Origin of the sequence: Streptomyces sp. NPDC058534, assembly GCF_042717365.1 — a bacterium.
Lineage (GTDB): Bacteria > Actinomycetota > Actinomycetes > Streptomycetales > Streptomycetaceae > Streptomyces.
On record NZ_JBHXNW010000008.1, the window covers coordinates 87,580 to 111,603 of the forward strand.

The window sequence follows — 24,024 nt, forward strand, 5'->3', positions numbered from 1 at the left end:
CTGCCCCGTCCCCGACCGGACCATGGGCAGGCGCCGTCGCATGTTCAGGGCACCCGGTAGGCGTCCCCGTACACCTCCCACTCCAGCGGCGTCTGAAGCTTCAGGTTCCCGGCCGCCAGGAACCGGCGCTGGGCGGTGTCGACGCGGGAGGTGTCGATGCCCGGACGCCTGGCCTCCATGGCCTGGCGGCGGACGTCCAGGAAGGCCCCCAGGTACTCCTTCTCGGAGCCGCCCCGGGCGGGCGTCCTCGCCTGGGCCATGGCCCGCTCGCGCAGCCCGTAGAAGCCCTCGGCGCCCGTGTCCGGGCCGTGGAAGACCATCGCGTCGTAGTAGACGAACTGACCCAGCGTGCCGAGGCCGTCCAGCTTGGCGAGCCGGACCGCCGGTTCGAAGTACACGCGGTCGCGCTCCTCCTCCTGCGCCTCGCGGAACGCGGGGACCTCCGCCTCCGCCCGCCAGGCCGCCGTGAAGCCCGGGTCCAGGCCCTCGTGGGAGTCGGTGCCGTCGACCTCGCGCAAGGCGGGCAGGTACGCGGCCAGGCCGTTGTCCGGGTCGGCCTCTGTGTAGCGCTCGACCAGGGCGAGCAGGTCGTGGGTGCCGGTGCAGAAACCGATGATGCCCGCGGTGTACCCGTCGCCGTCCCCGAGGTCCTCGATGGTGCCGTACGCGGTGCGCCACGCGGTGGTCGAGTTCTCGGCGCTGGACACCAGCTGCTGGGCCAGCTCCTTCTTGTCCGACGCGGCGAGTCCCGGCGGCAGGACGGCGATCAGCGCGTCGTCCGCCGCCCGCTCCTGTTCGGCCCGGCCCTTGGCGTTCTCGCGGGACGACGGGGCGGTGGCCGTGGCCGCGGCGGTCGCGGTGTCCGCGGTGTCATCAGTGTTCTCAGAGTTCGCCGGCACCACCGAGTACACCCCCGCGGCGATCACGGGAACGGCCGCCAGAAGCAGCACACCGGCACGTCTCATCGCGGGAAACCTCCGCCTGTGGGTACGGCGCCCTGAGCGCCGTGATCGTGGCCGTCACCGCCGGTGGGGGCGGCGGCGAACAAAATAGCGAATGCCGGTGGACGCTCCCGGAGGCGGGGTGCGCGGTGCCGTAACCTCGGCAGCCAGTAGCCGTACGTCAGGGGTGACGGGGGAGTCCGGATGGCCGCGATCAGTCTCACCAAGGTGCGGGAGACGGCGCCCGCGCTGGTCGACCTGTACAAGAGCGCCGGGGTGTCGCTCACCAAGCACGGGCTGGAGGCGACGCGGGCGGCGGTGTACCTGGTCGTCGACTACTCCGGGTCGATGAAGCCGTACTACAAGGACGGCAGCGTGCAGGCGCTCGCCGACCGGGTGCTCGGGCTCTCCGCGCACCTCGACGACGACGGCACCGTGCCGGTGGTGTTCTTCTCCACGGACGTGGACGCGGTCACCGAGATCGCGCTCGCCGACCACCGGGGCCGGATCGAGCGGATCGTGGCCGGGCTCGGGCACATGGGCAAGACCAGCTACCACCTGGCCATGGACGCCGTCATCGACCACTACCTGGACAGCGGCGCCCGCCACCCCGCCCTGGTCGTCTTCCAGACCGACGGCGGCCCGATCAACCGGCTCGCCGCGGAACGGTACCTGTGCAAGGCCGCGCCGCTGCCGCTGTTCTGGCAGTTCGTCGGCTTCGGCGACCCGGACAGCCGGCAGTTCGAGTACCTGCGCAAGCTGGACGAACTGGCGGTGCCCCAGAAGCGGGTCGTCGACAACGCCGGGTTCTTCCACGCGGGCCGCGACCCGCGGAAGGTGACCGACGCCGAGCTGTACGACCGGCTGGTGGGCGAGTTCCCCAAGTGGCTGGTGGCCGCACGCGCGCAGGGCATCGTACGGCCGTAACGGACGGGCGGCGGCGCGCGGTCAGTGCCGCAGCGAGAAGCCCAGCAGGACCTCCGCCGACACCTCCACCGTGCCCGGCGCCAGGTCGCCCGACCCGCCGCCGGCCGTGGCCGCGCGGAAGTGCGCGAAGGGCTCCGCCTCCACGTCCTGGATGTGCAGCACCGGACCCAGCCGCACGTCCGCCGCCTCCGCGTACACCTGGGCCTTGCGCCGGGCGGCGGCCACCGCCCGGCGCCGTGCCTCGTCCCGCAGCGCCTGCTTGTCGAGCACGTCGAACTCGACGCCGTCGATCCGGTGGGCGCCCGCGTCCACCATGTCCACGATCAGCTGTTCGAGACCGTCCAGCGCCCGCGTCTCCACCGAATAGGAGGCCTGGCACCGGTAGCCGAGGAGCGTCCGCTCACCCCCGTGACCGTCGTACTCCGAACTGAGCCCGAGCCGGGAGCCGGAGACCGCGGCGTCCGGTACGCCGTGCCGGCGCAGGACCTCCCGCAGCCGCGACACGGCCGCCCCCGCCTGCTGGAACGCGCGCTCCGGTGACGGCTCCAGCACGTCCACCGCCGGCTGTACCCGCGCGAGTCCGGGTTCGGCCCGCACCGTGCCGGTGCCGGACACGCTGATCCCCCAGGGCTCTTCGATGGCCTTTGTCATACCGGCATTGAAGCACCGCGCACCCCGCTAGGTGTCGCACTCCAGCACCGTCCGGCACAGCCCGCACCGCGCCCGCACGCGGCCGCGCACCGGCACCCTGATCCGCTGGTGACAGGTCGGGCAGGGGAACGACACCCGCAGCGGTCCGTGCTCCTGCGGGGTGAAGCGGTACGGGCCCTCCGCGGCCGGGCCCGCGGCGTGCGCGTCCTGGGCGTGGCGGCGGTCCCGCGCGTAGCGGCGGCGGCCCGCCCAGCCGGCCGCGGTGAGCGGCGGCTGCTGCTCGTCCTGGCGGGCCCGCTGCATGCCCTTGCCGTACGCCGTGTACGCCTGCGGACTCGTGAACCACACCGACGGGTCCTCGCCGAACACCAGCGCCCGCTTGGCCAGCACGTACCCGAACTCCTCCGGGGTCAGATAGCCCAGCTTCTGCGAGGACGCCGAGTCCTCCCGGTAGGCGTCGAGGAGCAGCCAGCCGGCGCCCAGGTACGTCGTCGCGGTGTCGGTGAGGATCTCGTTGTCCCGGGTGCCGCGGAAGGCCAGGTCGAGACGGTGCAGGTAGACGTGCATCACCTCGTGCGCGAGGGCCGCGCCGATGTCCCGGCGATGGGTGCGGAAGCGGTCGTTCAGCTCGATGAAGTACTCGGGGCCCGCCGTGAGTTCCACGTTCGCCGCGTGCGTCATCTCGCGAAAGGAGACGATCATGCGGGCGTCAGGCAGCCGGTAGTGCCGCACCAGCTCGTGGGCCACCCGCTGCGTGCCCAGATACAGGTCGTCGGTGTCGCAGAACGCCACGTCGGCCGGGGCCACACTGGCGGAGAAGGTCCGCACGCCGTCGTACGAGAGCCGCCTGTACACCGCGGTGACCGCCTCGCGCACCGTCTCCAGGTGCGGGAAGCCGTGCTCGACCGGTCCGCCGTTCGCCACGCCCGACCCCCAAGACGCCTGAGCCCCGTGTCCACTCCAAGAGGACCCTCACGACGACTGTACGGCGTTCAGCGCCTGAGACGGTCTGCGACGGCGGCCGCCGCGCCCGTAGGGTGGGCGCCCATGACCACCAGCAACACCGATGCCGTCGACCCCGCCGTCCGCGAGGAACTGGCCCGGCTGCGGGACAGCATCGACAACATCGACGCGGCCGTCGTCCACATGCTCGCCGAGCGCTTCAAGTGCACCCAGCAGGTCGGCCACCTCAAGGCCCGCCACCAGCTGCCGCCCGGAGATCCGGCCCGTGAGGCGAAGCAGATCGCCCGGCTGCGCGCCCTCGCCGAGAGCGCCAAGCTGGACCCGGCCTTCGCCGAGAAGTTCCTGAACTTCATCATCGCCGAGGTGATCCACCACCACGAGCGCATCGCGGAGAGTTCGGCTTCCGGCTGACCCGGCGACCGCGCCCCCCCGCCCACGGGGGCGCGCGCCGGACATTCTCCGCGTACCGAACCGCCCCTGTGCCGTGCCGACGGCATCAGGCAGCATGTCGTGCATGTCCGTACTGACGCGCGACGAAGCGCAGACCCGTTCCCGGCTCCTCGACGTCCACCACTACGCGATCGGCCTCGATCTGACCCGTGGGGACGAGACCTTCGACTCCCGCACCGTCATCCGCTTCACCGTCCGCGCCGACACGGACAGCACGGACACCTTCGTCGAGGTCAGGCCCGCCGAGCTGCGCACCGTCACGCTGGACGGACAACCCCTCGACCCGGCCGCCCTGGACGAGAACCGGCTGGCGCTGAAGAACCTCACGCCCGGCGAGCACGAGCTGCGCGTCGAGGCGGCCATGCGCTACTCCAGCACCGGTGAGGGCATGCACCGCTTCACCGACCCCGCCGACGGCGAGACGTACGTCTACACCCAGCTGTTCCTGGACGACGTGCAGCGCGTCTTCGCCGCCTTCGACCAGCCCGACCTCAAGGCCGTCTTCGACCTCGCCGTCACCGCCCCCAAGGGCTGGACCGTGCTCGCCAACGGCGTCACCGAGCACACGGGCGACGGCCACTGGAAGGCCGCCACCACCCCGCTGATCTCCACCTACCTCGTCGCCGTCGCCGCCGGCCCCTGGCACTCCGTGCGCACCGAGCACCGCGGCCTGCCCTTCGGCATCCACTGCCGCCGCTCGCTCGCCCGCCACCTCGACGCGGACGCCGGTGAACTCCTCGACGTCACCCGCGCCTGCTTCGACCGCTACCACGAGAAGTTCACCGAGCCCTACCCCTTCGACTCCTACGACCAGGCGTTCGTCCCCGAGTTCAACGCCGGCGCCATGGAGAACCCCGGACTGGTCACCTTCCGCGACGAGTTCGTCTTCCGGTCCGCGGTCACCGAGACGCAGCGGCAGACCCGCGCCATGGTCATCGCCCACGAGATGGCCCACATGTGGTTCGGCGACCTCGTCACCCTCCGGTGGTGGGACGACATCTGGCTGAACGAGTCCTTCGCCGAGTACATGGGCTACCAGACCACCGCCGAGGCCACCCGCTTCACCGACACCTGGACCGACTTCGGAGTCACCCGCAAGGCCTGGGGCTACGACGCCGACCAGCGCCCCTCCACCCACCCCGTCGCCCCGGAGAACGTCGAGGACACCGCCTCGGCCCTGCTCAACTTCGACGGCATCTCCTACGCCAAGGGCGCCTCCGCCCTGCGCCAGCTCGTCACCTGGCTCGGCGAGAAGGACTTCCTGGCCGGCATCAACATCCACTTCGAGCGTCACAAGTTCGGCAACGCCGCCCTCGCCGACTTCATCGACTCCCTCGCCGCCGCCACCGACCGCGACGTCCACGCCTGGGCCGACGCCTGGCTGCGCACCACCGGCGTCGACACCCTCACCCCGCGCGTCACCGGCGACAACGGCGGCCGCCTCCTCGCCGTCGACCGCGCCGGCAGCCGCCCCCACCGCGTCGCCGTCGGCGTCTACGACCGCGACCTGAACGACGAGGGCCGCCTCACCCTGCGCGAACGCCTCGACGTCGACCTGCCCCAGGCCGAACCCCGGCCCGTCGGCAAGCTCCCGGCCCTGGTCGTCCTCAACGACGGCGACCTGAGCTACGCCAAGGTCCGCTTCGACGCCGAGTCCTTCCGGACCGTCCGCGAGGGTCTGTCCGGACTGCCCGACCCTCTCACCCGGGCCGTCGTCTGGAACGCCCTGCGGGACGCCGTGCGCGACGGCGAACTTCCCGCCGGCACCTACCTGGACATCGCCCGCGCCCACCTCCCGTACGAGACCGACCTCGCCCTCGTCGACGGCGTCCTCGCCTTCGCCGCCGGCCAGGTCGCCGACCGGTACGTCACTGCCGAGCGGCGGCCCGCAGCGCTGTCCACCCTCGCCGAGCTGTGCCGCGACCTCATCCGCCGCACCGAGGACGGCGACCACCCCGGGCTGCGCCTCATCGCCGTACGCCACCGCATCGCCACCGCCGCCCACCCCGACACCATCGCGGCCTGGCTCGCCGACGGCACGGTGCCCGGCGGCCCGGAGCTGGACCCCGAGCTGCGCTGGCGCATCCTCACCCGCCTCGCCGTCCTCGGCGCCACCGGCGAGGACGCCATCGCCGCCGAACTCGCCCGCGACCCCAGCGCCACCGGCCAGGAGGGCGCCGCCCGCTGCCGCGCCGCGCTGCCCGACGCCGAGGCCAAGAGCCGGGCCTGGGAGGCCATGTTCGCCACCGACGACCTCTCCAACTACCTGTTCACCGCCACCGCCCAGGGCTTCTGGCAGCCCGAACAGGCCGACCTGGTGCGGGACTACGTACCGCGCTACTACGCCGAGGCGGTCGCGGTCGCCGCCCGCCGCGGCCCCGCCATCGCCGACGCCGCCGGCCGCTGGGCCTTCCCCGGCCACGCCGTCGACGACGCCAACCTGCGCCTCGGCCGGGACTGCCTCGCCGGCGACGGTCCGATCCCCGCCCTGCGCCGCAAGCTCGCCGACCAGTTGGACGACCTGGCCCGGGCGCTGCGGGTGCGGGAGGCGGACCCGAGCTGATCCCCGACGCGGCCGGTCCTTCCCGGGGAACCGGCCGCGGGCGTACACCCTTTCGGGTGTGATCGTTGGGCTGTCCGGGCGTAGTCACGCATTCGCGTCCAAGCTGGAGCTCCCAGTCCCGGAGGACAGCCCATGGGCCTCCCGCCCCCACCCCGGGCCCGCACGGCACCAACGCCCTGTGGCCCGCGCCCGCCACACCGCTCACCGCGGCGCCGCGCACCCGGCCCGCCGCGACGGCAACCTACGACTGCCCGTCGCCCTCCGGCGCCGTGCCGCCCGCCCGGCTTGCCGGCTCGGCCGCCTACGACTGCCCGTCGTCTTCCGGGGCTGTGCCGTGCGCCCGGCTTGCCGGCTCGGCCGCCTACGACTGCCCGTCGTCTTCCGGGGCTGTGCCGTGCGCCCGGCTTGCCGGCTCGGCCGCCTACGACTGCCCGTCGCCCTCCGGCGCCGTGCCGTGCGCCCAGCTCGTCGCCGCGGCCGCCCACGGCTGCCCGCCGCTCTTCGGCAGCGCCGGCGCCGTCTTTGCCCGGGGTGTCAGCGCGGCCGGCGAGATGCCGGCCGACCGGGGCGGCCTCGTGGCGCTCCGCGCCCCGGTCACCGTGCTCGCCGAGGGTGCCGCCGACCCCGCGCGGCCCCTGTGTGCCGCCCGGCAGGGGCAGCTGCCCGCCCGCGCCACCCGTGCCCCCGCCAAGGCCCTCGCCTTGGCCGGCCGCACCCCCGTGGAAACCTCCCCGAAAGGACCCGCTCCGCGATGAACGACACCGCGTCCGACGCACCCCGTGACCTCGTGGGCATCGGTATCGGCCCCTTCAACCTCTCCCTCGCGGCCCTCGCCGACCCCCTCGCCGGTCTCGACGCCGTCTTCTACGACCAGCGCCCCGCCTTCCACTGGCACCCCGGCCTGCTCATCGACGGCGCGCGCGTCCAGGTGCCCTTCCTCGCCGACCTGGTCACCCTCGCCGACCCGGCGAGTCCCTGGACCTTCCTCAACCACCTCAAGGCCAGAGACCGCCTCTTCCCCTTCTACTTCGCCGAACGCTTCCACATCCGGCGCGCCGAGTACGACGCCTACTGCCGCTGGGTCGCCGAGAGCCTCCCCTCGCTCCGCTTCCACCACCAGGTCGACGCCGTCCGCTGGAACCCCGAACGCGACCTGTTCGAGGTCGACTACACCCAGCTCGACGCGGAGGGCGAGGCCGAGGCCCTCGGCCGCACCCACACCCGCAACGTCGTCCTCGGCGTCGGCACCGAGCCCGACGTCCCGGACCCGCTGCGCCCCCTCGTCGACGCGCCCGGCGTGCCCGTCCTGCACGCCGCCGACTACCTCGACCACCGCGACGCACTCCTCGCCGCCGGGCACGTCACCGTCATCGGCACCGGCCAGTCCGGCGCGGAGATCTTCCTGGACCTGCTGCGCCACCGTCCCCCCGGCCGCGAGCGCCTGCACTGGCTGGGCCGCAGCGAGGCGTTCGCGCCCATGGAGTACTCCAAGCTCGGCCTGGAGCACTTCACCCCCGACTACACCCGCTACTTCCACGGCCTGGCCGAACCGGTCCGCGACCGCCTCGTCGCCTCCCAGTGGCAGCTGCACAAGGGCATCGACGCGGACACGACCGCCGACATCCACGACGAGCTGTACCGCCGCACCCTCGACGGCGGCTGGCCCGACACCGTCCTCACCCCCGGTGTGCACGTCCGCACCGCCGGCCGCGTCGCCACCACCAAGGTCGAGCTCCACCTGGAGCACGCCCAGCAGAAGACCCGCTCCCGCCTCACCACCGACGCCGTCGTCCTCGCCACCGGCTACCGCGAGCGCCCCCTCGGCCGCGTCCTCGCCGGCCTCGACCCCTACATGCGGCGCGACAGCCGCGAACGCCCCCGCGTCGACGACCGGTTCCGCCTCCTGCTCGACCCCTGCGTCAACGGCTCCGTCTACGTCCAGAACGCCGAGACGCACACCCACGGGGTGGGCGCGCCCGACCTCGGCCTCGCCGCCTGGCGCAGCGCGACCATCCTCAACGACCTGACCGGGCAGGAGCCGTACCCCCTGCCCGGCCGCACCGCCTTCACCACCTTCGGCCTGGAGAGCGGACGGCCCCAGATCCCGTCCGCGTGCCGGCCCCGGGCGCTCACCCCCCTGGTGGACGGAGTCTGAGGCCCGCCCGGCGGGGCCGGATCAGAACACCGGCGTGCCGTCCCGCGTCAGCGACCAGTCCACGGACGCGAAGTCCTTCGGGTCAAGCACGCCCTTCGCCGTCACCCACTCGGCGATGCGCGTACGGATCTCCGTCGACTCCGCCCACAGCTCCTTGGCCGACGCCACGTGCGGGAAGGCACCGCCGCCGTTGGCCCGGTAGTTGTTCACCGCCAGCACGAACTGCTGGTCGTCGGCGAGCGGAGCGCCGCCATGGGAGAGGTTCCTGATCCGTGACCCGGCCGCCTGCGCGATGTCGATCTCGTACGTCAGCCCCGACACGTAGTCGTAGTTGTAGTCCGGACGGCCGCCCGCGTTGGTCAGCTTGTCCACGTCCACGGGAGCACCGGCAGCCGTCCGGACGTAGTACTCCGCCGAGTACTCCAGGTAGGCCCGCAGCTGCGCGCCCGTCAGCACCTTCGCGACCAGCGTGTTGTCGTACACGTACAGGCTCGACAGGTCCCGGATGGTCACGTCGCCGGCCGGGATCTCGGAGGTCCGGGAGAACGGCGACGCCTGCGCCAGCACCGGCAGCGACGCGTACTCGGTGCCCGCCAGCGCCTCCTTGACCACGTCCTCCTGCACCTTGGTGATCAGGTCGATGATCGGGGCGTCCCTGTACCGCGCCGCCACCGTCGTCAGCGTCTCGGTGGCGGTGCCGACGACCTGGTTGACGTACGCCACGACCTTCGCGTGTTCGTCGGTCAGCAGCCTGGAGATCCTCGGGTCGTCGGCGACCGTGTTGGTGTTGCGCAGCGACGCCTTCACCGACTCCACGTGCCACCGACCTCGCTCGAATACCAGCTCGAAGTCGAACAGGGTGAGCCGCTCGGCGTAGCACAGCGGCTCCGACAGGACGACGGTCTTCCCGGTCTCGTCGTTGACGACCTTCAGCTCCGCGATCTCCTGGTGCGCGTGCCCGACGAGGATCGCGTCGATGCCCGGCACCTGCTTCGCCACGTTGGCCGCCGCGTTCTCGACGTACGGGAGCTGGTCACCGTAGGAGGACGTGCCCGAGGAGCCGGAGTGTGCCGAGACGACCACCACGTCGGCGCCCATCGAGCGCAGCTTCGGCACCCACTTCGCCGCCTGCTCCTCCAGCCCCGGGAAGGCGAGCTTCCCCTGCACGTACGCCTTGTCCCAGATCGCGATGCCGGGGTTGGTCAGGCCCAGCACCGCCACCTTCACCGGCGGCGCGCCCTTCACCCGGAAGGTCTTCATGAAGTACGGCGGGAAGGCGGGCCGCAGCGTCTTCGCGTCGACCGCGTTCGCGCCGAGCAGCGGAAAGTCGCACTGCTCCTCGAACTTCCGCAGCGTCTCGATGCCGTAGTTGAACTCGTGGTTGCCGAGTACCACCGCGTCGTACCCGATGACGTTCATCGCCTGGGCCATCGGGTGCACCGGGCCGCCCTTGGCGGTGATCGGGTCCACCTTCGCGTAGTAGTACGTCAGCGGGGTGCCCTGGATGGTGTCGCCCGCGTCGAGGAGCAGCGTGTTGCGGCGGCCCTTCTCCTCGCGGACCTGGTCGACCAGGGCCGAGACGCGCGCCAGCCCCTGGGCGTTGCCCGCCGCGTCCGTGTACGCGGCGTCCTTGAAGTAGTCCCAGTTGAAGACGTGTCCGTGCAGGTCGGTGGTGCCCAGCACGGTCAGCGCGTACCGCTTGGGCCTCCTGCGGCCCCGGTGCGCGGCGGGCGCCGCCTCGGCCGCCGGAGCCGCCGTCGCACCGGCAAGCGCGACCCCCGCCCCCGTCACGGCGGACCTGCTCAGGAACTTCCGGCGGTTCAACGGCATGACGAGATCTCCTTGATGGCACGGCATCAACAACGCGCGTAGATTCCTGCGTGATCGCCTCGCCTGTCAACAGGGGGTCGCTCAATTGCCCGAAAGGCGTAATAAGAACCGCCCGGAATGCTCATCGGAGCGCCCCGGCGCACAATTCAACAGTTGTCAATAACCCTTTACTCAAAGGTTGTTGAGTGGTCATACGTGGCCAATTCGCTACCGGCCGGTAAGTCTTAGGCTCGACCCATGCGCCGAGCAAAGATCGTCTGCACTCTTGGGCCCGCCACCGACTCGTACGACCAGATCAAGGACCTGGTCGACGCCGGAATGGACATCGCCCGCTTCAATTTCAGCCACGGCACCCACGCCGAACACGAAGAGCGCTACCGCCGTGTCCGGAAGGCGTCCGACGAGACCGGCCGCAGTGTCGGCACCCTCGCCGACCTTCAGGGTCCGAAGATCCGCCTCGGCCACTTCGGTGAGGGGCCCGTACTCCTTGAACGCGGCGACACCTTCACCATCACCGTCGAGGAGGGCGTCGAGGGCGACCGCCACACCTGCGGCACCACGTACGCCGGCCTCGCCGCCGACGTCACCCCCGGTGAGCGCGTCCTTGTCGACGACGGCAAGGTCTGCCTGGAGGTCACCGGCGTAGACGGGCCCCGCGTCCGCACGACGGTGATCGAGGGCGGCATGGTCTCCGACCACAAGGGCCTCAACCTCCCGGGTGTCGCGGTGTCCGTCCCCGCGCTGTCGAAGAAGGACGAGGACGACCTCCGCTGGGCCCTGCGCGGCGGCTTCGACGTGATCGCGCTGTCCTTCGTGCGCAGCGGGCGGGACATCCTCGACGTGCACCGCATCATGGACGAGGAGGGCCGCCGCCTCCCCGTCATCGCCAAGGTCGAGAAGCCGCAGGCCGTGGAGGACATCGAGGGCATCGTCGCGGCCTTCGACGGCATCATGGTCGCCCGCGGCGACCTCGGCGTCGAGATGCCCCTGGAGCAGGTGCCGATCGTCCAGAAGCGCGCGATCAAGCTGGCGAAGCGCAACGCCAAGCCCGTCATCGTCGCCACCCAGATGCTCGACTCGATGATCGACAACGCCCGTCCCACCCGCGCGGAGGCCTCCGACGTCGCCAACGCGGTCATCGACGGCACGGACGCCGTGATGCTGTCCGGCGAGACGAGCGTCGGCAAGCACGCGACCGACACGGTGCGCACCATGGCCCGGATCGTCGAGGCGGCGGAGGAGGACATCCTGGCCAAGGGCCTGCCCCCGCTGACCGAGCGCAACAAGCCCCGCACCCAGGGCGGCGCGGTGGCCCGGGCCGCGGCCGAGATGGGCGACTTCCTCGGCGCGAAGTTCCTGGTGGCCTTCACCCAGTCCGGCGACACCGTGCGCCGCCTCTCCCGCTACCGCTCGCCCATCCCGCTGCTCGCCTTCACCCCGGAGCCGGCCACCCGCTCACAGCTGAGCCTGACCTGGGGGGTGGAGACCTTCCTTGGCCCGCACGTGGACTCCACGGACGCGATGGTCGACCAGGTGGACGAACTGCTCACCAGGTACGGGCGCTGCGAGAAGGGCGACGTCGTGGTCATCACGGCCGGCTCGCCGCCGGGGGTGTCGGGCACGACCAACTTGGTGCGGGTGCATCACATCGGCGAGGACTGACCGAGGGTGACGGCTTGGGTCCCGGGTCAGTACTTGGGGCCCACGTGGGCGTCCATGAGGGCTACGGAGGCTTTGCGGGCGACGGAGATGGTGACGGCCGCGCGGCTTTGATTGAGTGACTTCCACTCCACACCGACGCGGTCGAGGGTGGTGGTGAAGAGCCTGACGATGTCGGTCGACGTGTTGGTGAAGAAGTACCGAGGGTATTCGTAACGCTTGCGCTCACCGCCCACGAGTCGGGTCGTCCAGTTGGTGATACGGCAACCGTCGGAGTGGATGAGTCCGCGGACGAACTCCCAGGGGTAGACGTCTACGATCGCCTGCTGCCAGGAGTCGAGTGAGATCTCGCGCTCGTGCTTCTTTCCCGGTCCGTGCTGCGGGAAGAGGTCGGGCCAGTGGCGCGAGTAACTGGTCACCATCTTGTAGCCCTCCTTCTGTAACGCGTAGACGCCCAAGCCGGGGCGTACCTGCGTGATGGCCTCGCGGCATTGCCGGATGAGTCCGGGCCATGCGTTGGCGCAGGCAATGCGCAGGTAGAAGCCCGTTCCACGGGGGTGAGCGCTGATGCAGCCATCGCCCAGGTACAGGCCCAGAAGGTAGGAGTATGACCGCTCGCATGAGGGGGGCCCGGGGTCCGCAGGAGCCATGCGGGGCAGCGGCTCCAGGCGTTTGAGCCAGGCCCGGATCGCCGCCCGGGAAATGCCCGTCTCCCGGCTCACTGAATTCAGACTGCGGCCTTGTGCCACGAGGGCGAGCGCTCGCTTGCGTGTGCTGAGATCGTACATACGCACACCGTGAGTGACTGGGCGCTGCGACACGCAGTGAAAAGCGGAGGTTCACGAGAACGTGAGCCTCCGCTTTTACCTGTGCCCGGTGTGGGATTCGAACCCACATGCCCGAAGGCACGGTGGTTTGAGCACCGCGAGTCTGACCAGATTCCTCCAACCGGGCAGGTCGTGACCTGGAGGGAAGTGTACCGGTTCCCTGTGCGCAGCCGCAGCTAGGTACCCTGCTGGAAGCAGTACCGCCTGCCCCGGAACAAGGAGCGCCCACGTGACCGCCCCCGAGTCGCCCCAGCCCGTTGACGTGCCCGACGACGACAAGTCGCACGTGCCTCCGCTGACGACCCGTGTCGTCATCGCCGAGGACGAGGCGCTCATCCGGCTGGACCTCAAAGAGATGCTGGAGGAGGAGGGTTACTCCGTCGTCGGCGAGGCCGGGGACGGGGAGCAGGCCGTGGAGCTGGCCCGCGAGCACCGGCCGGACCTGGTGATCCTCGACGTGAAGATGCCCAAGCTGGACGGGATCTCCGCGGCCGAGAAGATCGCCGAGGAGAGCATCGCGCCGGTGCTGATGCTCACCGCGTTCTCGCAGCGCGACCTGGTGGAGCGGGCCCGGGACGCCGGCGCCATGGCGTATCTCGTGAAGCCGTTCAGCAAGAGCGACGTCGTTCCGGCGATCGAGATGGCCGTCTCGCGGTTCACGGAGCTGAAGGAGCTGGAGAAGGAGGTCGCCGACCTCAGCCAGCGCCTGGAGACGCGGAAGCTGGTGGACCGGGCCAAGTCCGTGCTCCAGACGGAGTACGGCCTGACCGAGCCGGCCGCCTTCCGCTGGATCCAGAAGACCTCCATGGACCGGCGGATGTCCATGCAGCAGGTGGCCGAGGCGGTCATCCAGGACGCCGAGGAGAAGAAGGCGTCCAAGGGCTGAGCCCTCGCGATACGTGCACGAGGCCCGCGTCCCCACTGGGGGCGCGGGCCTCGTCGTACGGCCGGACGTGCTTGCCGTCAGTCCTCGCCGAGGTAGGCCTTACGGACCGACTCGTCGTGCAGCAGGTCCTGCCCGCTGCCGGACAGGACGATGCTGCCGACCTCCATCACATGGCCGTGGTCGGCCAGGGACAGGGCCGCCTGGGCGTTCTGCTCGACGAGCAGGATGGTGGTGCCCTGGGACTTCAGCTCGGCGATCGTCTGCATGATCTTCTGCATCATGATCGGGGAGAGGCCCATGGAGGGCTCGTCGAGCATGAGCAGCTTGGGCTGGGACATCAGGGCGCGGCCCATGGCGAGCATCTGCTGCTCACCGCCGGAGAGGGTGCCCGCGGCCTGCTTCCGGCGCTCACCGAGGATCGGGAACAGGTCGTAGGCGCGCTGGATGTCCTTCTCGATGCCCGCCCGGTCGCCGCGCAGGAAGGCGCCGAGGCGGAGGTTGTCCTCGATCGTCATGCGGGGGAAGATGTGCCGCCCCTCGGGCGAGTGGGCGAGCCCCAGGGAGACGATCTGGTGCGCGGGGACCTTCTTGAGGGACTTGCCCCCGAACTTGATCTGGCCGCCCACCGGCTTCAGCAGGCCCGACAGGGTGCGCAGGGTGGTGGTCTTGCCGGCGCCGTTGGTGCCGATGAGGGTGACCACCTCACCGGCGTCGACCTTGAAGGAGATGCCCTTCACGGCCTCGATCTTGCCGTAGGCGACGCGGAGGTCCTCGACCTCGAGCAGTGCGGTCATCGGTCGTTCTCCTTGCCGGCCGAGGTGTCCGAGGAGGCGTCGGCCTGGGCGGCCTCGGCGGCCTCCACCTCGGCGGCCTCCGCGGCACCGGGGTCGTTCTCCAGGGGTTCGCCGAGATAGGCGGCGATGACCCGCTCGTCGCCCTGCACGGTCGCGCTGTCGCCCTCGACGAGCTTCTGGCCCTGCACGAGGACGGCGACGCGGTCGCAGAGGTTGAAGATGAACCGCATGTCGTGCTCGATGACGAGGACGGCGATGCCCGTGTCGCGGATGGCGAAGACCAGTTCCTCGGTGGCCCGCGTCTCCTGCGGGTTCATGCCTGCCGTCGGCTCGTCCAGGAGCAGCAGCCCCGGCTCGCTGGCGAGGGCGCGGGCGATCTCCAGCTTGCGCTGCTCACCGTAGGGCAGGTTCCGCGCGAGGTGGTCGGCCTTGCTCGCCAGGCCCACGAACTCCAGCAGCTCCGTGGCGCGTTCCCGGGAGGCCTTCTCCGCCTTGTGGAAGCCCGGTCCACGCAGGACGGCCGACCAGAAGCCCTCCTTGGTCCGCGTGTGGCGGCCGACGAGGACGTTCTCCAGGACCGTCATGTTGGCGAACAGCCGGATGTTCTGGAACGTCCGGGCGATGCCGGCGGCGGTGACCTTGAAGGACTTGGCCGGCAGGACCCGGTCCTTGTAGCGGACCTCGCCCTCGGTCGGGATGTAGAGGCCGGTCAGGCAGTTGAAGAAGGTGGTCTTGCCGGCGCCGTTGGGGCCGATCAGGCCGACGATCTCCCCGCTGTTGACGGTGAGGTCGACGCCGTTCACGGCCGTCAGTCCGCCGAAGCGCATCGTGACGCCGCGCGCGTCGAGGACGGTGGTGCCGGGGGCGGGTGCGCCCGGGGCGGTGTCCCTGGTGGTGGTGTCGGTGGTCATGGTGGTCAGGCCCCTGTCTTGCTCAGGGTGGTGGGCGCTTCGGCCTCTTCGTGGAATTCCAGCTTGCGGCGCCTGTTGGCGATGAGACCTTCCGGACGGAAGCGCATGAGCAGGACGAGCGCGAGTCCGAAGGCGAAGAGCTGGTAGTCGCCGAGGAACTGGAGCTTGTTGGGGATCAGGAAGAGCAGCGAGGCGCCGATCAGCGGGCCGGCGATGGTGCCCATGCCGCCGAGGACGACCGCGGCGAGCAGGAAGGCCGAGTTGGGCGGGGTGGTGCCGGCGAAGAGGTACTGCTCGGGCGTCACGGTGTAGGTGACGTGCGCCTGCACGGTGCCCGCGAGACCGGCGAGGGTGGCGCCCACGGCGAAGGCGATGAGCTTGACGCGGAAGCCGTTGATGCCCATGGCGAGCGCGGCGGTCTCGTCCTCGCGGATGGCGACCCAGGCACGGCCGATCCGGGAGTCGCCGCTGCGCCGGAAGACGAGCACGACCACGGCCGTGATGACGAGCATCAGGAAGAAGTAGTTGGCGAACCGGCCGATGGTGAAGCCGCCGATGTCGTGCTGGACGCCGAGGTCGAAGCCGAGCACCTTGAGGTCGGGGATGGACGAGATGCCGTTGGAGCCGTTGGTGACGTCCGGTCCCGAGGTGCCGTCCAGGTTGTTGGCGGTGATCCGGAAGATCTCACCGAAGCCGAGGGTCACGATGGCGAGGTAGTCGCCGCGCAGCCGCAGGGTCGGGGCGCCGATCAGGACACCGAAGACCAGCGAGGCCGCGGCGCCCACGAGGACCGCGGCCCAGAAGGGCAGGTGCAGGTCGAACGGCGAGCTGGGCGAGCCGGAGACCATCGAGGCGGCGTAGGCGCCGACACCGAGGAAGGCGACGTAACCGAGGTCGAGCAGGCCGGCGAGGCCGACGACGATGTTCAGACCGAGGGCGACCGTGGCGAAGATGAGGATGTAGACGCCGAGGGTGGCGTACTGGTCGTCGGTCTGGGTGAAGGGGAAGCAGGCCGCCGCGATGAACGCGCCGCAGACGGTGATGTTCTGGTGCCGTGCGGTGATCTGCGTGGCCTGGGCGATCAGCCCGGCCTTGTTGAGGGCGGCGAACCCGAGACCGGCGGTGAGCAGGAAGCCCACGAAGAGTTCGTCGTACTCGGTGCCGATGCCGTAGGTGAAGACGAGCAGGGCGACCGCGAGGACGGCGACGATGATCAGGATCTCGACGTAGGAGGGCAGCGCGCGCAGGGGGCGCGGGGTGCCGGAGGCGAAGGCCGCCTTGACGCTCTGCCAGCCGTTCGAGCTCTTGTGCTTGAACTGCTCCCAGCCGGTGTCGTCCGGGTCGAACGGGTCGGGCTCCGGCCGTTCGAAGGGCAGGGCGAGCGAGCCGAGGAAGGCGATCAGGGTGGCCGCGGCCCCGACGTAGGCGCCGGGCTCCAGGTTGACCAGTCCGCCCAGCTGGGCGCTGATCGCGATGACCGTGTACCAGGTGGTGGCGAAGGCGGAGAGCGCGGCGAACTTCAGGGCTGCGTCGGCACCCGCGGGCACCAGCCGGCGCAGCCCCCGGACGCCGTACGAGGCGAGGCCGAAGAGGGCGGTGAGGGCGCCGGCGATCAGCACCAGCACCTGGAGGCCGCCCGGGTAGCCGTAGAACGTGAGGTCACCGGGGAACTCGGCGGTCCAGGTCCAGGCGAGGAACGTGGAGACGACGGTGAGGAGACCGCCGCCGGTGGCGAGGGCGCGACCGAGGTGCGGGGGGATCCCGATGAGGCCGGCGGAGTCGCCCCCGGCGACGCCGCCGGAGGTCTTCGGAGCTGTGGTCTGTGTGGTCATCGGTGTCACGCCCTGTCCGCAACGCGTTCGCCGAGCAGGCCCTGTGGCCTGAACAGCAGCACGAGGATGAGGAGGATGAAGGCCCATACGTCGGCCCAGGACTGGCTGCCGAACTTGTCCAGGCCGGGGATGTCGGCGATGTAGGCGGTGGCCAGGGTCTCGGCGATGCCGAGGACGACGCCGCCGATCATGGCGCCGTAGATGTTGCCGATGCCGCCGAGGACGGCCGCGGTGAACGCCTTCAGGCCGAGGATGAAGCCCATCTTGAAGTCGATCTGGCCGTACTTGAGGCCGTTGGCCACGGCTCCGACGGCGGCGAAGACGGCGCCGAGCGCGAACGCGACCACGATGATGCGGTCCGTGTTGACGCCCATCAGCTTGGCCGTGTCCGGGTCCTGGGCGGTGGCCTGCATGCCGCGTCCGGTGCGGGTGCGCATCACGAAGTAACCGAGGATGGCCATGCTGACCGGGGCGGCGATGAGCAGGAAGACGTCGCCGGTCTGGAGGGTGACGCTGCCGATGTGGAACGGGCCGCCGTCGATCTGCGGGAATTTGCGCGCCGACTTGGCCTCGGGGTACCAGGCCCAGATCGCCTGCTGGAGGGCGAGGGAGAGGCCGATGGCGGTGATGAGCGGGGCAAGACGGGGGGCGCCGCGCAGGGGGCGGTAGGCGAACCGTTCCGCCCCGACGGCGACGGAGACCGAGACCACCATGGCGCCGATGAGCATGAGGGGCAGGGCGATCAGCATGGAGGTGCCGTCGGGCAAAATGTATATGTAGACCGTGAGCGCGCCGAAGGCGCCGGTCATGAAGATCTCGCCGTGGGCGAAGTTGATGAGCTGGACGATGCCGTAGACCATTGTGTAGCCGATGGCGATCAACCCGTACATGGATCCCAGTAGCAGGCCGTTGACCAGCTGCTGCGGCAGTTCGTTCACCGCATGTCCTCCGAGACTTTCGGAACTATCGACGGATGTGGCCGGATGCGAGTCCGCGCGGGGCGCCTGTGGAACAGCGCCCCGCGCGGCTCGTGATCACGTGATCAGTGGTGCGTGCGGTTGATCAGCCGGTGTAGGTGCCGGACTTCACCGACTTCCAGGCACCGTTCTCTACGGCGTACACGGTGAGCTGCTTGTTCGTCGCGTCACCGAACTCGTCGAAGGAGACCTTGCCGGTCACACCGTCGAAGGAGACGTCCTGCATGGCGTCCACGACCTTGGCGCGGGCGTCGTCGGGCAGCTTCCCGTCGTTGGCATCGACGACCTTCTTGACGGCCTCGATGATCGCCCAGGCGGAGTCGTAGGAGTAGCCGCCGTACGCCTCGTAGTCCTCCTTGTAACCCCCGGCCTTGTAGTTGGCGACGAACTCCTTGGCCGAGGGCAGCTCCTCGACCGGCGCGCCGACAGAGGTCGCGAGGTCACCGGTGCCGCTGGCGCCGGCGAGCTTGATGAAGTCGGCGCTGTAGATGCCGTCACCGCCGACCAGCGGAATCTTCGCGCCGGCCGCCTTGATCTGCTTGCTGAGAGGGCCGGCCTGCGGGTACTCGCCGCCGTAGTAGACGACGTCGGCGCCGGAGTTCTTGACCTTGGTGGCGACGGCGTTGAAGTCCTTGCTGTCCGGGTTGATGTGCTCGGTGCCGACGACCTGGCCGCCGAGCTTCTTGAACTCCTCGGTGAAGGTGGCGGCCAGACCGGCGCCGTAGGTCTTCTTGTCGTCGATGACGAAGACCTTCTTCTTCTTGGAGTCGTTGAAGACGTACTGCGCGGCGAACGGGCCCTGGATGGCGTCCGTGGTCGCGGTGCGGAAGTACGACTTGTACGGCCGGACCTTCTTCGTCTGCCAGTCCACGCCCTGCGTCAGCGCCGGGTTGGTGTTGGCGGGGGAGACCTCGACCAGCTTGGCCGTGTCGAAGACCTTCTGCATGGACTCGCCGACCGACGAGTTCAGCGGGCCCACGACACCGAGGACGTCGTCGTTGGCGACGAGCTTGGTGGCGTTCTGCTGGCCCACGGACGGCTGGCCCTGGTCGTCAAGCGCCTGTATCTCGAACTTGACGCCGTCGACGTAGTTGTCCTTGTTGGCGGTCTTCGCGGCGAGGTCGACCGAGTTCTTGATGCCGAGGCCCAGCGCGGACAGGTCGCCCGTCATCGGGGCGTCGACGCCGATGACGACGGTGGTGCCACCGCCGCCGCTTCCGGAGTCCGAGCCGCCGTCGTCGTCGCGCGAACCGCAGGCGGTGAGGGTGAGCGCTCCCGCCGCCAGAGCGGCGGTGATGGCGATGAGCGAACGTTGACGCACGATCAGTCCTTTCCCTGGCACAGCCGCTTCCCCGTGGAGACGGCCGAGTCGAGCGCTGGGCCGAAGTGACAATCCGACGGCGCGGTGACTGGCCGTGACTCTAAGCGTGTGTGGGGAACGTGGAGGAGGGTCTGACTCATGCTGTGACGCTCTTGTTATGACACCGGGTAATGCAGAGCGGTACTGGCTGGGAAGAAGGGCGGAATTCAGGCCGATTCGCCCTGTCCGCATGCTGAGAACTCGCAGGACGTGCCGCCTGTGTTCAGGCGTCTGGAGCGTTTTGGTGATTACCGCGAATCGTTGCTGCAGGCGACCTGAAGTGCCTGCGAGAGCTGCCGCGCATAGCGTGACCCCAGGATGAAACTGTGGACTTGTATTGCGCGCGCATTACGCAGCGTTACATCCAGGAAAGGGAATCCGGGGTTCCGGGGCGCTTTATCGCATTCCGTCACCCGCAGCGTGACAATGATCTTGCTGGCGGAATGCCGCTTTGTCTGGAAAGGTGCCGCGGGCGACGAGGTCACCGAGAGGCCGGCCGAGGGCTGGGCGATCCGCGTCACGGTGACGGGCGGTCCCGACCGGACGCTCAGCCGCACCGCGAAGCTGAAGTCGCCGCCCTTCGCCCCGCTCGGGCCGGGCACGGCGTCCAGGTATGCGAGCGTGACCGCCTGGGAGGGGTAGGGCGGCGGAGCGTCCGCCGGCTCCTGGGCCCGGTCGGCGTACAGGTAGCCGCCGCCGAGCAGCGGGAGGAGGGCCGCGGCGGTCGTGAGGACGGTCCGGCGGTGACGCTCGTAGGCCCGGGCGACCCGGCCGGGCGGGCGGGTGTGGGCGGTCAGGTCCCGGGGGTGGGTGTCCTCGCCCGGCTCGACGGGCCCGATGCCGCCCGTCACTGCCACGGGCCGTCGCTCGGACCGCCGCCGGCGTACTGCTCCTCGCACGCCTGGCGCACCTGGCGGTCGATCAGTTCGCCTGCGGCGCGGTCGCCCTGGTCCCGCTCGGTGACCCGCGCGGCCGCCACGACCTCGCGCAGGATGCCGTACTGACGGTTGGACAGTCCCATCGACTGGTAGTCGCCGTAGGGCTCGCCGCCGTCCAGCAGCTCGCGGGCCCAGTAGCCGACGGCGCTGACGCAGGCAGCCGCGGGGGAGGGGGCGGACGGGGGTGCGGACGCGGACGCGGGCGATCCGCTCGCCTCGCGGGCGGTGCCGGAACCGGCGTCCTGGCCACCGGAGTTGCCGCAGGCGGCGACGGCGAGCGAGACGACGACCGTCGCGGCGGCCAACGCCCCCGGCCAAGGTGCCCCTCCCCGTCCCATGCCCTGAAGCTAGGGCGGCGGGTGGCCGGGGGCAATGCCTCGGCCGGGAGTGCCTCGGCCGGAGAGGCCGTGGGCCGGCCGGGGCGCTCCCGGGCGCCCGTCGGCGCTCAGCCCGCCGCGCCCGCCGGGGCCGCGTCGCCCGGGTTCACGTCCCGCAGCAGGCAGGTCAGACGGGCGGTGCACACGCGCCGGTCCTGCTCGTCGCTGATCACGATCTCGTACGTCGCCGTCGACCGGCCCCGGTGCACCGGCGTGGCCACCCCGGTGACCAGGCCGGAGCGGGCGCCGCGGTGATGCGTGCAGTTCAGGTCGACGCCGACGGCGATCTTGGAACTGCCGCCGTGCAGCATCGAGCCGACCGACCCGAGCGTCTCGGCCAGCACCGCCGAGGCGCCACCGTGCAGCAGCCCGTACGGCTGGGTGTTGCCCTCCACCGGCATGGTGCCGACGACCCGCTCGGCCGACGCCTCCACGATCTGCACGCCCATGCGCGTCCCGAGGTGCCCGGCGGAGAAGAGTGCGGGCAGGTCGACGCCGAGCGCGGCGTACTCGTCGATGACTTCCTGCGGGAACTGCGTCTGCTGCTGCTCGCCCATGGGCCGGCTCCGTCTCGTCGCTCCGTATGGCTGGCGCGCCGGCCGCCCGGTGGGGCCGTCGGCTCGACTGAGCAAACGCTCAGTCGGTCGCCGATTGTTCCAGACGGACGACGACGGACTTGCTGGCCGGGGTGTTGCTGGTGTCCGCGGTGGCGTCCAGCGGCACCAGCACGTTGGTCTCCGGGTAGTAGGCCGCCGCGCAGCCCCGGGCCGTCGGATAGTGCACGACGCGGAAACCGGGCGCCCGCCGCTCCACCCCGTCCCGCCACTCGCTCACCAGGTCGACGTACGAGCCGTCCTCGACGTCCAGCTTCCGGGCGTCCTCCGGGTTGACCAGGACGACCCTGCGGCCGTTCCTGATGCCCCGGTAGCGGTCGTCCAGGCCGTAGATCGTGGTGTTGTACTGGTCGTGCGAGCGCAGCGTCTGGAGCAGCAGCCGCCCCTCGGGCAGCTCGGGGAACTCGACCGGCGCGGCGGTGAAGTTGGCCTTGCCGGTGGCCGTCGGGAAGCGCCGCTCGTCCCGGGGGGCGTGCGGGAGGGCGAACCCCCCGGGGTGCGCCACGCGCGCGTTGAAGTCCTCGAACCCCGGGACGACCCGCCCGATGCGGTCGCGGATCGTCGCGTAGTCCTTCTCGAACTCCTCCCACGGCGTACGGCTGTCCTCGCCCAGCACCCGGCGCGCCAGCCGGCACACGATCGCCGGCTCGGACAGCAGCCGCCCGCTCGCGGGCTCCAGCTTGCCCCGGGACGCGTGCACCATGCCCATGGAGTCCTCGACGGTGACGAACTGCTCTGTGCTCTGCCCGTCCGGGCCGACCTGGAGATCACGTTCGGTGCGGCCCAGCGTCGGCAGGATCAGCGCCCGCGCGCCGGTGACCGCGTGCGAGCGGTTCAGTTTCGTCGACACGTGCACGGTCAGGCGCGCTCGGCGCATGGCCGCCTCGGTGACCTCCGTGTCGGGCGACGCCGAGACGAAGTTGCCGCCCATGGCGAAGAAGACCTTCGCCTCTCCGTCGCGCAGCGCGCGGATGGCCCGTACGACGTCGTAGCCGTGCTCGCGCGGCGGGGCGAAGCCGAACTCCTTCTCCAGGGCGTCCAGGAACGCGGGCGCGGGCCGCTCGAAGATGCCCATCGTGCGGTCGCCCTGCACGTTGGAGTGGCCGCGCACCGGGCAGACGCCCGCGCCCGGACGGCCGATGTTGCCGCGCAGCAGCAGGAAGTTCACGACCTCGCGGATCGTGGGCACGGAGTGCTTGTGCTGGGTCAGGCCCATCGCCCAGCACACGATGGTGCGCTCGGAGGCGAGCACCATGCGCAGCGTCTCCTCGATCTCCGCGCGGGTGAGCCCGGTGGCCGCCAGCGTCTCGTCCCAGTCGGCGGCCCGGGCGGTCTCGGCGAACTCCTCGTAGCCGTGCGTGTGTTCCGCGACGAAGTCCTCGTCGACCGCGCCCTCGGTCTCCAGGATCAGCTTGTTCAGCAGCCGGAACAGGGCCTGGTCGCCGCCGAGACGGATCTGCAGGAACAGGTCGGTGAGCGCGGCGCCCGCGGTGAGCCCCTTGGCGGTCTGCGGGTTCTTGAAGCGCTCAAGCCCGGCCTCGGGCAGGGGGTTGACGCTGATGATCCGCGCGCCGTTCGCCTTGGCCTGCTCCAGGGCGGAGAGCATGCGCGGGTGGTTGGTGCCCGGGTTCTGCCCCGCCACGATGATCAGGTCGGACTTGTGGAGGTCCTCCAGGAGGACGCTGCCCTTGCCGATGCCGATGGTCTCGGACAGGGCGGAGCCGGACGACTCGTGGCACATGTTGGAGCAGTCGGGCAGGTTGTTCGTGCCCAGCTCGCGCGCGAAGAGCTGGTAGAGGAACGCCGCCTCGTTGCTGGTGCGCCCCGACGTGTAGAAGACCGCCTCGTCGGCGGAGTCCAGGGCGGCGATCTCCTCCGCGACGATGCCGAAGGCACGCTCCCAGGTGACCGGTTCGTAGTGCTCGCCGCCCTCGGGGAGGTACACCGGGTGCGTGAGCCGTCCCTGCTGGCCCAGCCAGTACCCGCTGCGGGTGGCGAGGTCGGCCACGGGGTGCGCGGCGAAGAACTCCGGGGTGACCCGGCGCAGGGTGGCCTCCTCCGCCACCGCCTTCGCGCCGTTCTCGCAGAACTCCGCCTTGTGCCGGTGGTCCGGCTCGGGCCAGGCGCAGCCCGGGCAGTCGAAGCCGTCCTTCTGGTTGACACTCAGCAGCGTCAGCGCGGTCCGCTTCACACCCATCTGCCGCTGTGCGATCCGCAGGGTGTGGCCGATGGCCGGGATGCCGGCCGCCGCGTGCTGGGGCCGCGTCACCTGCGGCGCGTCCTGGACGGGATCACCCTTGGGCGGCTTGGTGGCCATCGCGCGCTCCTTCGCTTACGCGTGTGAGGTACGTCTCCGATCCTCGCACGCG

General features: G+C 70.7%; 21 protein-coding genes and 1 tRNA gene. 7 read left to right on the forward strand and 15 right to left on the reverse strand.

Going from position 1 to position 24,024, the window contains the following annotated elements; all coding sequences use genetic code 11:
- Window positions 1-44: 44 nt before the first annotated feature.
- Window positions 45-965, reverse strand: coding sequence for a chitosanase (locus tag ACFWR9_RS06915; protein WP_383836647.1), 921 nt, complete (start codon window positions 963-965; stop codon window positions 45-47).
- Window positions 966-1,145: 180 nt separating this feature from the next.
- Between ACFWR9_RS06915 and ACFWR9_RS06920 the strand changes: the two genes are divergently transcribed.
- A complete protein-coding gene (locus ACFWR9_RS06920) occupies window positions 1,146-1,868 on the forward strand; it encodes a vWA domain-containing protein (RefSeq protein ID WP_383836650.1) in 723 nt (240 codons plus the stop codon).
- A 21-nt stretch (window positions 1,869-1,889) separates the two neighbouring features.
- Here ACFWR9_RS06920 and ACFWR9_RS06925 read toward each other — a convergent pair whose 3' ends face one another.
- Together ACFWR9_RS06925 and ACFWR9_RS06930 are read right to left on the reverse strand one after the other, a co-directional pair.
- A complete protein-coding gene (locus ACFWR9_RS06925) occupies window positions 1,890-2,519 on the reverse strand; it encodes an SIMPL domain-containing protein (RefSeq protein WP_383836652.1) in 630 nt (209 codons plus the stop codon).
- Window positions 2,520-2,546: 27 nt separating this feature from the next.
- Window positions 2,547-3,443, reverse strand: a complete 897-nt coding sequence (locus tag ACFWR9_RS06930) for a hypothetical protein (RefSeq protein WP_383836655.1) — start codon at window positions 3,441-3,443, stop codon at window positions 2,547-2,549.
- 123 nt (window positions 3,444-3,566) lie between these two features.
- On the opposite strand from ACFWR9_RS06930, the gene ACFWR9_RS06935 reads away from it, so the two are divergent.
- From ACFWR9_RS06935 to ACFWR9_RS06950, 4 genes are all read left to right on the forward strand, one after another.
- A complete protein-coding gene (locus ACFWR9_RS06935) occupies window positions 3,567-3,893 on the forward strand; it encodes a chorismate mutase (RefSeq protein WP_122614883.1) in 327 nt (108 codons plus the stop codon).
- A gap of 103 nt (window positions 3,894-3,996) precedes the next feature.
- Window positions 3,997-6,495, forward strand: coding sequence for an aminopeptidase N (pepN, locus tag ACFWR9_RS06940; RefSeq protein WP_383836659.1), 2,499 nt, complete (start codon window positions 3,997-3,999; stop codon window positions 6,493-6,495).
- A gap of 389 nt (window positions 6,496-6,884) precedes the next feature.
- Complete coding sequence (locus ACFWR9_RS06945; RefSeq protein WP_383836662.1) at window positions 6,885-7,250, forward strand: hypothetical protein; 366 nt, start codon at window positions 6,885-6,887, stop codon at window positions 7,248-7,250.
- Window positions 7,247-8,650 carry a lysine N(6)-hydroxylase/L-ornithine N(5)-oxygenase family protein gene (locus tag ACFWR9_RS06950; protein ID WP_383836665.1) on the forward strand — a complete coding sequence of 468 codons (1,404 nt, stop codon included), beginning with the start codon at window positions 7,247-7,249 and terminating at the stop codon, window positions 8,648-8,650. Before ACFWR9_RS06945 ends, ACFWR9_RS06950 begins: the two co-directional genes overlap by 4 nt.
- 21 nt (window positions 8,651-8,671) lie before the next feature.
- Here ACFWR9_RS06950 and ACFWR9_RS06955 read toward each other — a convergent pair whose 3' ends face one another.
- Window positions 8,672-10,480, reverse strand: a complete 1,809-nt coding sequence (locus ACFWR9_RS06955) for a bifunctional metallophosphatase/5'-nucleotidase (RefSeq protein ID WP_383836668.1) — start codon at window positions 10,478-10,480, stop codon at window positions 8,672-8,674.
- 237 nt (window positions 10,481-10,717) lie between these two features.
- Here ACFWR9_RS06955 and pyk point away from each other — a divergent pair, with 237 nt between their 5' ends.
- The gene (gene pyk / locus ACFWR9_RS06960; protein WP_383836671.1) at window positions 10,718-12,142 is read left to right on the forward strand and encodes a pyruvate kinase; all 1,425 of its coding nucleotides are present in this window, start codon (window positions 10,718-10,720) and stop codon (window positions 12,140-12,142) included.
- 26 nt (window positions 12,143-12,168) lie between these two features.
- On the opposite strand, the gene ACFWR9_RS06965 is transcribed toward pyk, so the two are convergent.
- Both ACFWR9_RS06965 and ACFWR9_RS06970 read right to left on the reverse strand, forming a co-directional pair.
- Window positions 12,169-12,927, reverse strand: coding sequence for a helix-turn-helix domain-containing protein (locus ACFWR9_RS06965; RefSeq protein WP_383836674.1), 759 nt, complete (start codon window positions 12,925-12,927; stop codon window positions 12,169-12,171).
- A gap of 82 nt (window positions 12,928-13,009) precedes the next feature.
- Window positions 13,010-13,093, reverse strand: a tRNA-Leu gene (locus tag ACFWR9_RS06970).
- Window positions 13,094-13,195: 102 nt separating this feature from the next.
- Here ACFWR9_RS06970 and ACFWR9_RS06975 point away from each other — a divergent pair.
- Window positions 13,196-13,852: an ANTAR domain-containing response regulator gene (locus tag ACFWR9_RS06975; RefSeq protein WP_383836676.1), complete on the forward strand. Its 657-nt coding sequence runs from the start codon at window positions 13,196-13,198 to the stop codon at window positions 13,850-13,852.
- 77 nt (window positions 13,853-13,929) lie between these two features.
- Here ACFWR9_RS06975 and ACFWR9_RS06980 read toward each other — a convergent pair whose 3' ends face one another.
- From ACFWR9_RS06980 to ACFWR9_RS07020, 9 genes are all read right to left on the reverse strand, one after another.
- Window positions 13,930-14,646: an ABC transporter ATP-binding protein gene (locus tag ACFWR9_RS06980; protein WP_383836679.1), complete on the reverse strand. Its 717-nt coding sequence runs from the start codon at window positions 14,644-14,646 to the stop codon at window positions 13,930-13,932.
- Complete coding sequence (locus ACFWR9_RS06985) at window positions 14,643-15,557, reverse strand: ABC transporter ATP-binding protein (RefSeq protein ID WP_383836682.1); 915 nt, start codon at window positions 15,555-15,557, stop codon at window positions 14,643-14,645. Before ACFWR9_RS06985 ends, ACFWR9_RS06980 begins: the two co-directional genes overlap by 4 nt.
- Window positions 15,558-15,562: 5 nt before the next feature.
- Window positions 15,563-17,389, reverse strand: a complete 1,827-nt coding sequence (locus tag ACFWR9_RS06990) for a branched-chain amino acid ABC transporter permease (RefSeq protein WP_383836685.1) — start codon at window positions 17,387-17,389, stop codon at window positions 15,563-15,565.
- Between the two features lie 5 nt (window positions 17,390-17,394).
- Window positions 17,395-18,327 carry a branched-chain amino acid ABC transporter permease gene (locus tag ACFWR9_RS06995; RefSeq protein WP_383836688.1) on the reverse strand — a complete coding sequence of 311 codons (933 nt, stop codon included), beginning with the start codon at window positions 18,325-18,327 and terminating at the stop codon, window positions 17,395-17,397.
- A gap of 124 nt (window positions 18,328-18,451) precedes the next feature.
- Entirely contained in the window at window positions 18,452-19,687 is a 1,236-nt protein-coding gene (locus tag ACFWR9_RS07000; protein ID WP_383836691.1) for a branched-chain amino acid ABC transporter substrate-binding protein, read from the reverse strand.
- A 287-nt stretch (window positions 19,688-19,974) separates the two neighbouring features.
- Window positions 19,975-20,583, reverse strand: coding sequence for a Tat pathway signal sequence domain protein (locus ACFWR9_RS07005; RefSeq protein WP_383836694.1), 609 nt, complete (start codon window positions 20,581-20,583; stop codon window positions 19,975-19,977).
- A complete protein-coding gene (locus ACFWR9_RS07010) occupies window positions 20,574-21,002 on the reverse strand; it encodes a hypothetical protein (RefSeq protein WP_383836697.1) in 429 nt (142 codons plus the stop codon). Before ACFWR9_RS07010 ends, ACFWR9_RS07005 begins: the two co-directional genes overlap by 10 nt.
- Window positions 21,003-21,109: 107 nt before the next feature.
- On the reverse strand, window positions 21,110-21,598 hold the full coding sequence (locus tag ACFWR9_RS07015; RefSeq protein ID WP_383836700.1) for a PaaI family thioesterase: 489 nt from the start codon (window positions 21,596-21,598) through the stop codon (window positions 21,110-21,112).
- A 79-nt stretch (window positions 21,599-21,677) separates the two neighbouring features.
- A complete protein-coding gene (locus tag ACFWR9_RS07020) occupies window positions 21,678-23,972 on the reverse strand; it encodes an FdhF/YdeP family oxidoreductase (protein ID WP_383836703.1) in 2,295 nt (764 codons plus the stop codon).
- Between the last annotated feature and the right edge of the window lie 52 nt (window positions 23,973-24,024).

Excerpts from the sequence above, each read along its gene's own strand:
- ACFWR9_RS06915 (WP_383836647.1), bottom strand. The coding sequence starts at position 965 with ATGAGACGTGCCGGTGTGCTGCTTCTGGCGGCCGTTCCCGTGATCGCC.
- ACFWR9_RS06920 (WP_383836650.1), top strand. The coding sequence starts at position 1,146 with ATGGCCGCGATCAGTCTCACCAAGGTGCGGGAGACGGCGCCCGCGCTG.
- ACFWR9_RS06925 (WP_383836652.1), bottom strand. The coding sequence starts at position 2,519 with ATGACAAAGGCCATCGAAGAGCCCTGGGGGATCAGCGTGTCCGGCACC.
- ACFWR9_RS06935 (WP_122614883.1), top strand. The coding sequence starts at position 3,567 with ATGACCACCAGCAACACCGATGCCGTCGACCCCGCCGTCCGCGAGGAA.
- pepN (WP_383836659.1), top strand. The coding sequence starts at position 3,997 with ATGTCCGTACTGACGCGCGACGAAGCGCAGACCCGTTCCCGGCTCCTC.
- ACFWR9_RS06950 (WP_383836665.1), top strand. The coding sequence starts at position 7,247 with ATGAACGACACCGCGTCCGACGCACCCCGTGACCTCGTGGGCATCGGT.
- ACFWR9_RS06955 (WP_383836668.1), bottom strand. The coding sequence starts at position 10,480 with ATGCCGTTGAACCGCCGGAAGTTCCTGAGCAGGTCCGCCGTGACGGGG.
- pyk (WP_383836671.1), top strand. The coding sequence starts at position 10,718 with ATGCGCCGAGCAAAGATCGTCTGCACTCTTGGGCCCGCCACCGACTCG.
- ACFWR9_RS06965 (WP_383836674.1), bottom strand. The coding sequence starts at position 12,927 with ATGTACGATCTCAGCACACGCAAGCGAGCGCTCGCCCTCGTGGCACAA.
- ACFWR9_RS06980 (WP_383836679.1), bottom strand. The coding sequence starts at position 14,646 with ATGACCGCACTGCTCGAGGTCGAGGACCTCCGCGTCGCCTACGGCAAG.
- ACFWR9_RS06985 (WP_383836682.1), bottom strand. The coding sequence starts at position 15,557 with ATGACCACCGACACCACCACCAGGGACACCGCCCCGGGCGCACCCGCC.
- ACFWR9_RS06990 (WP_383836685.1), bottom strand. The coding sequence starts at position 17,389 with ATGACCACACAGACCACAGCTCCGAAGACCTCCGGCGGCGTCGCCGGG.
- ACFWR9_RS07010 (WP_383836697.1), bottom strand. The coding sequence starts at position 21,002 with ATGGGACGGGGAGGGGCACCTTGGCCGGGGGCGTTGGCCGCCGCGACG.
- ACFWR9_RS07015 (WP_383836700.1), bottom strand. The coding sequence starts at position 21,598 with ATGGGCGAGCAGCAGCAGACGCAGTTCCCGCAGGAAGTCATCGACGAG.
- ACFWR9_RS07020 (WP_383836703.1), bottom strand. The coding sequence starts at position 23,972 with ATGGCCACCAAGCCGCCCAAGGGTGATCCCGTCCAGGACGCGCCGCAG.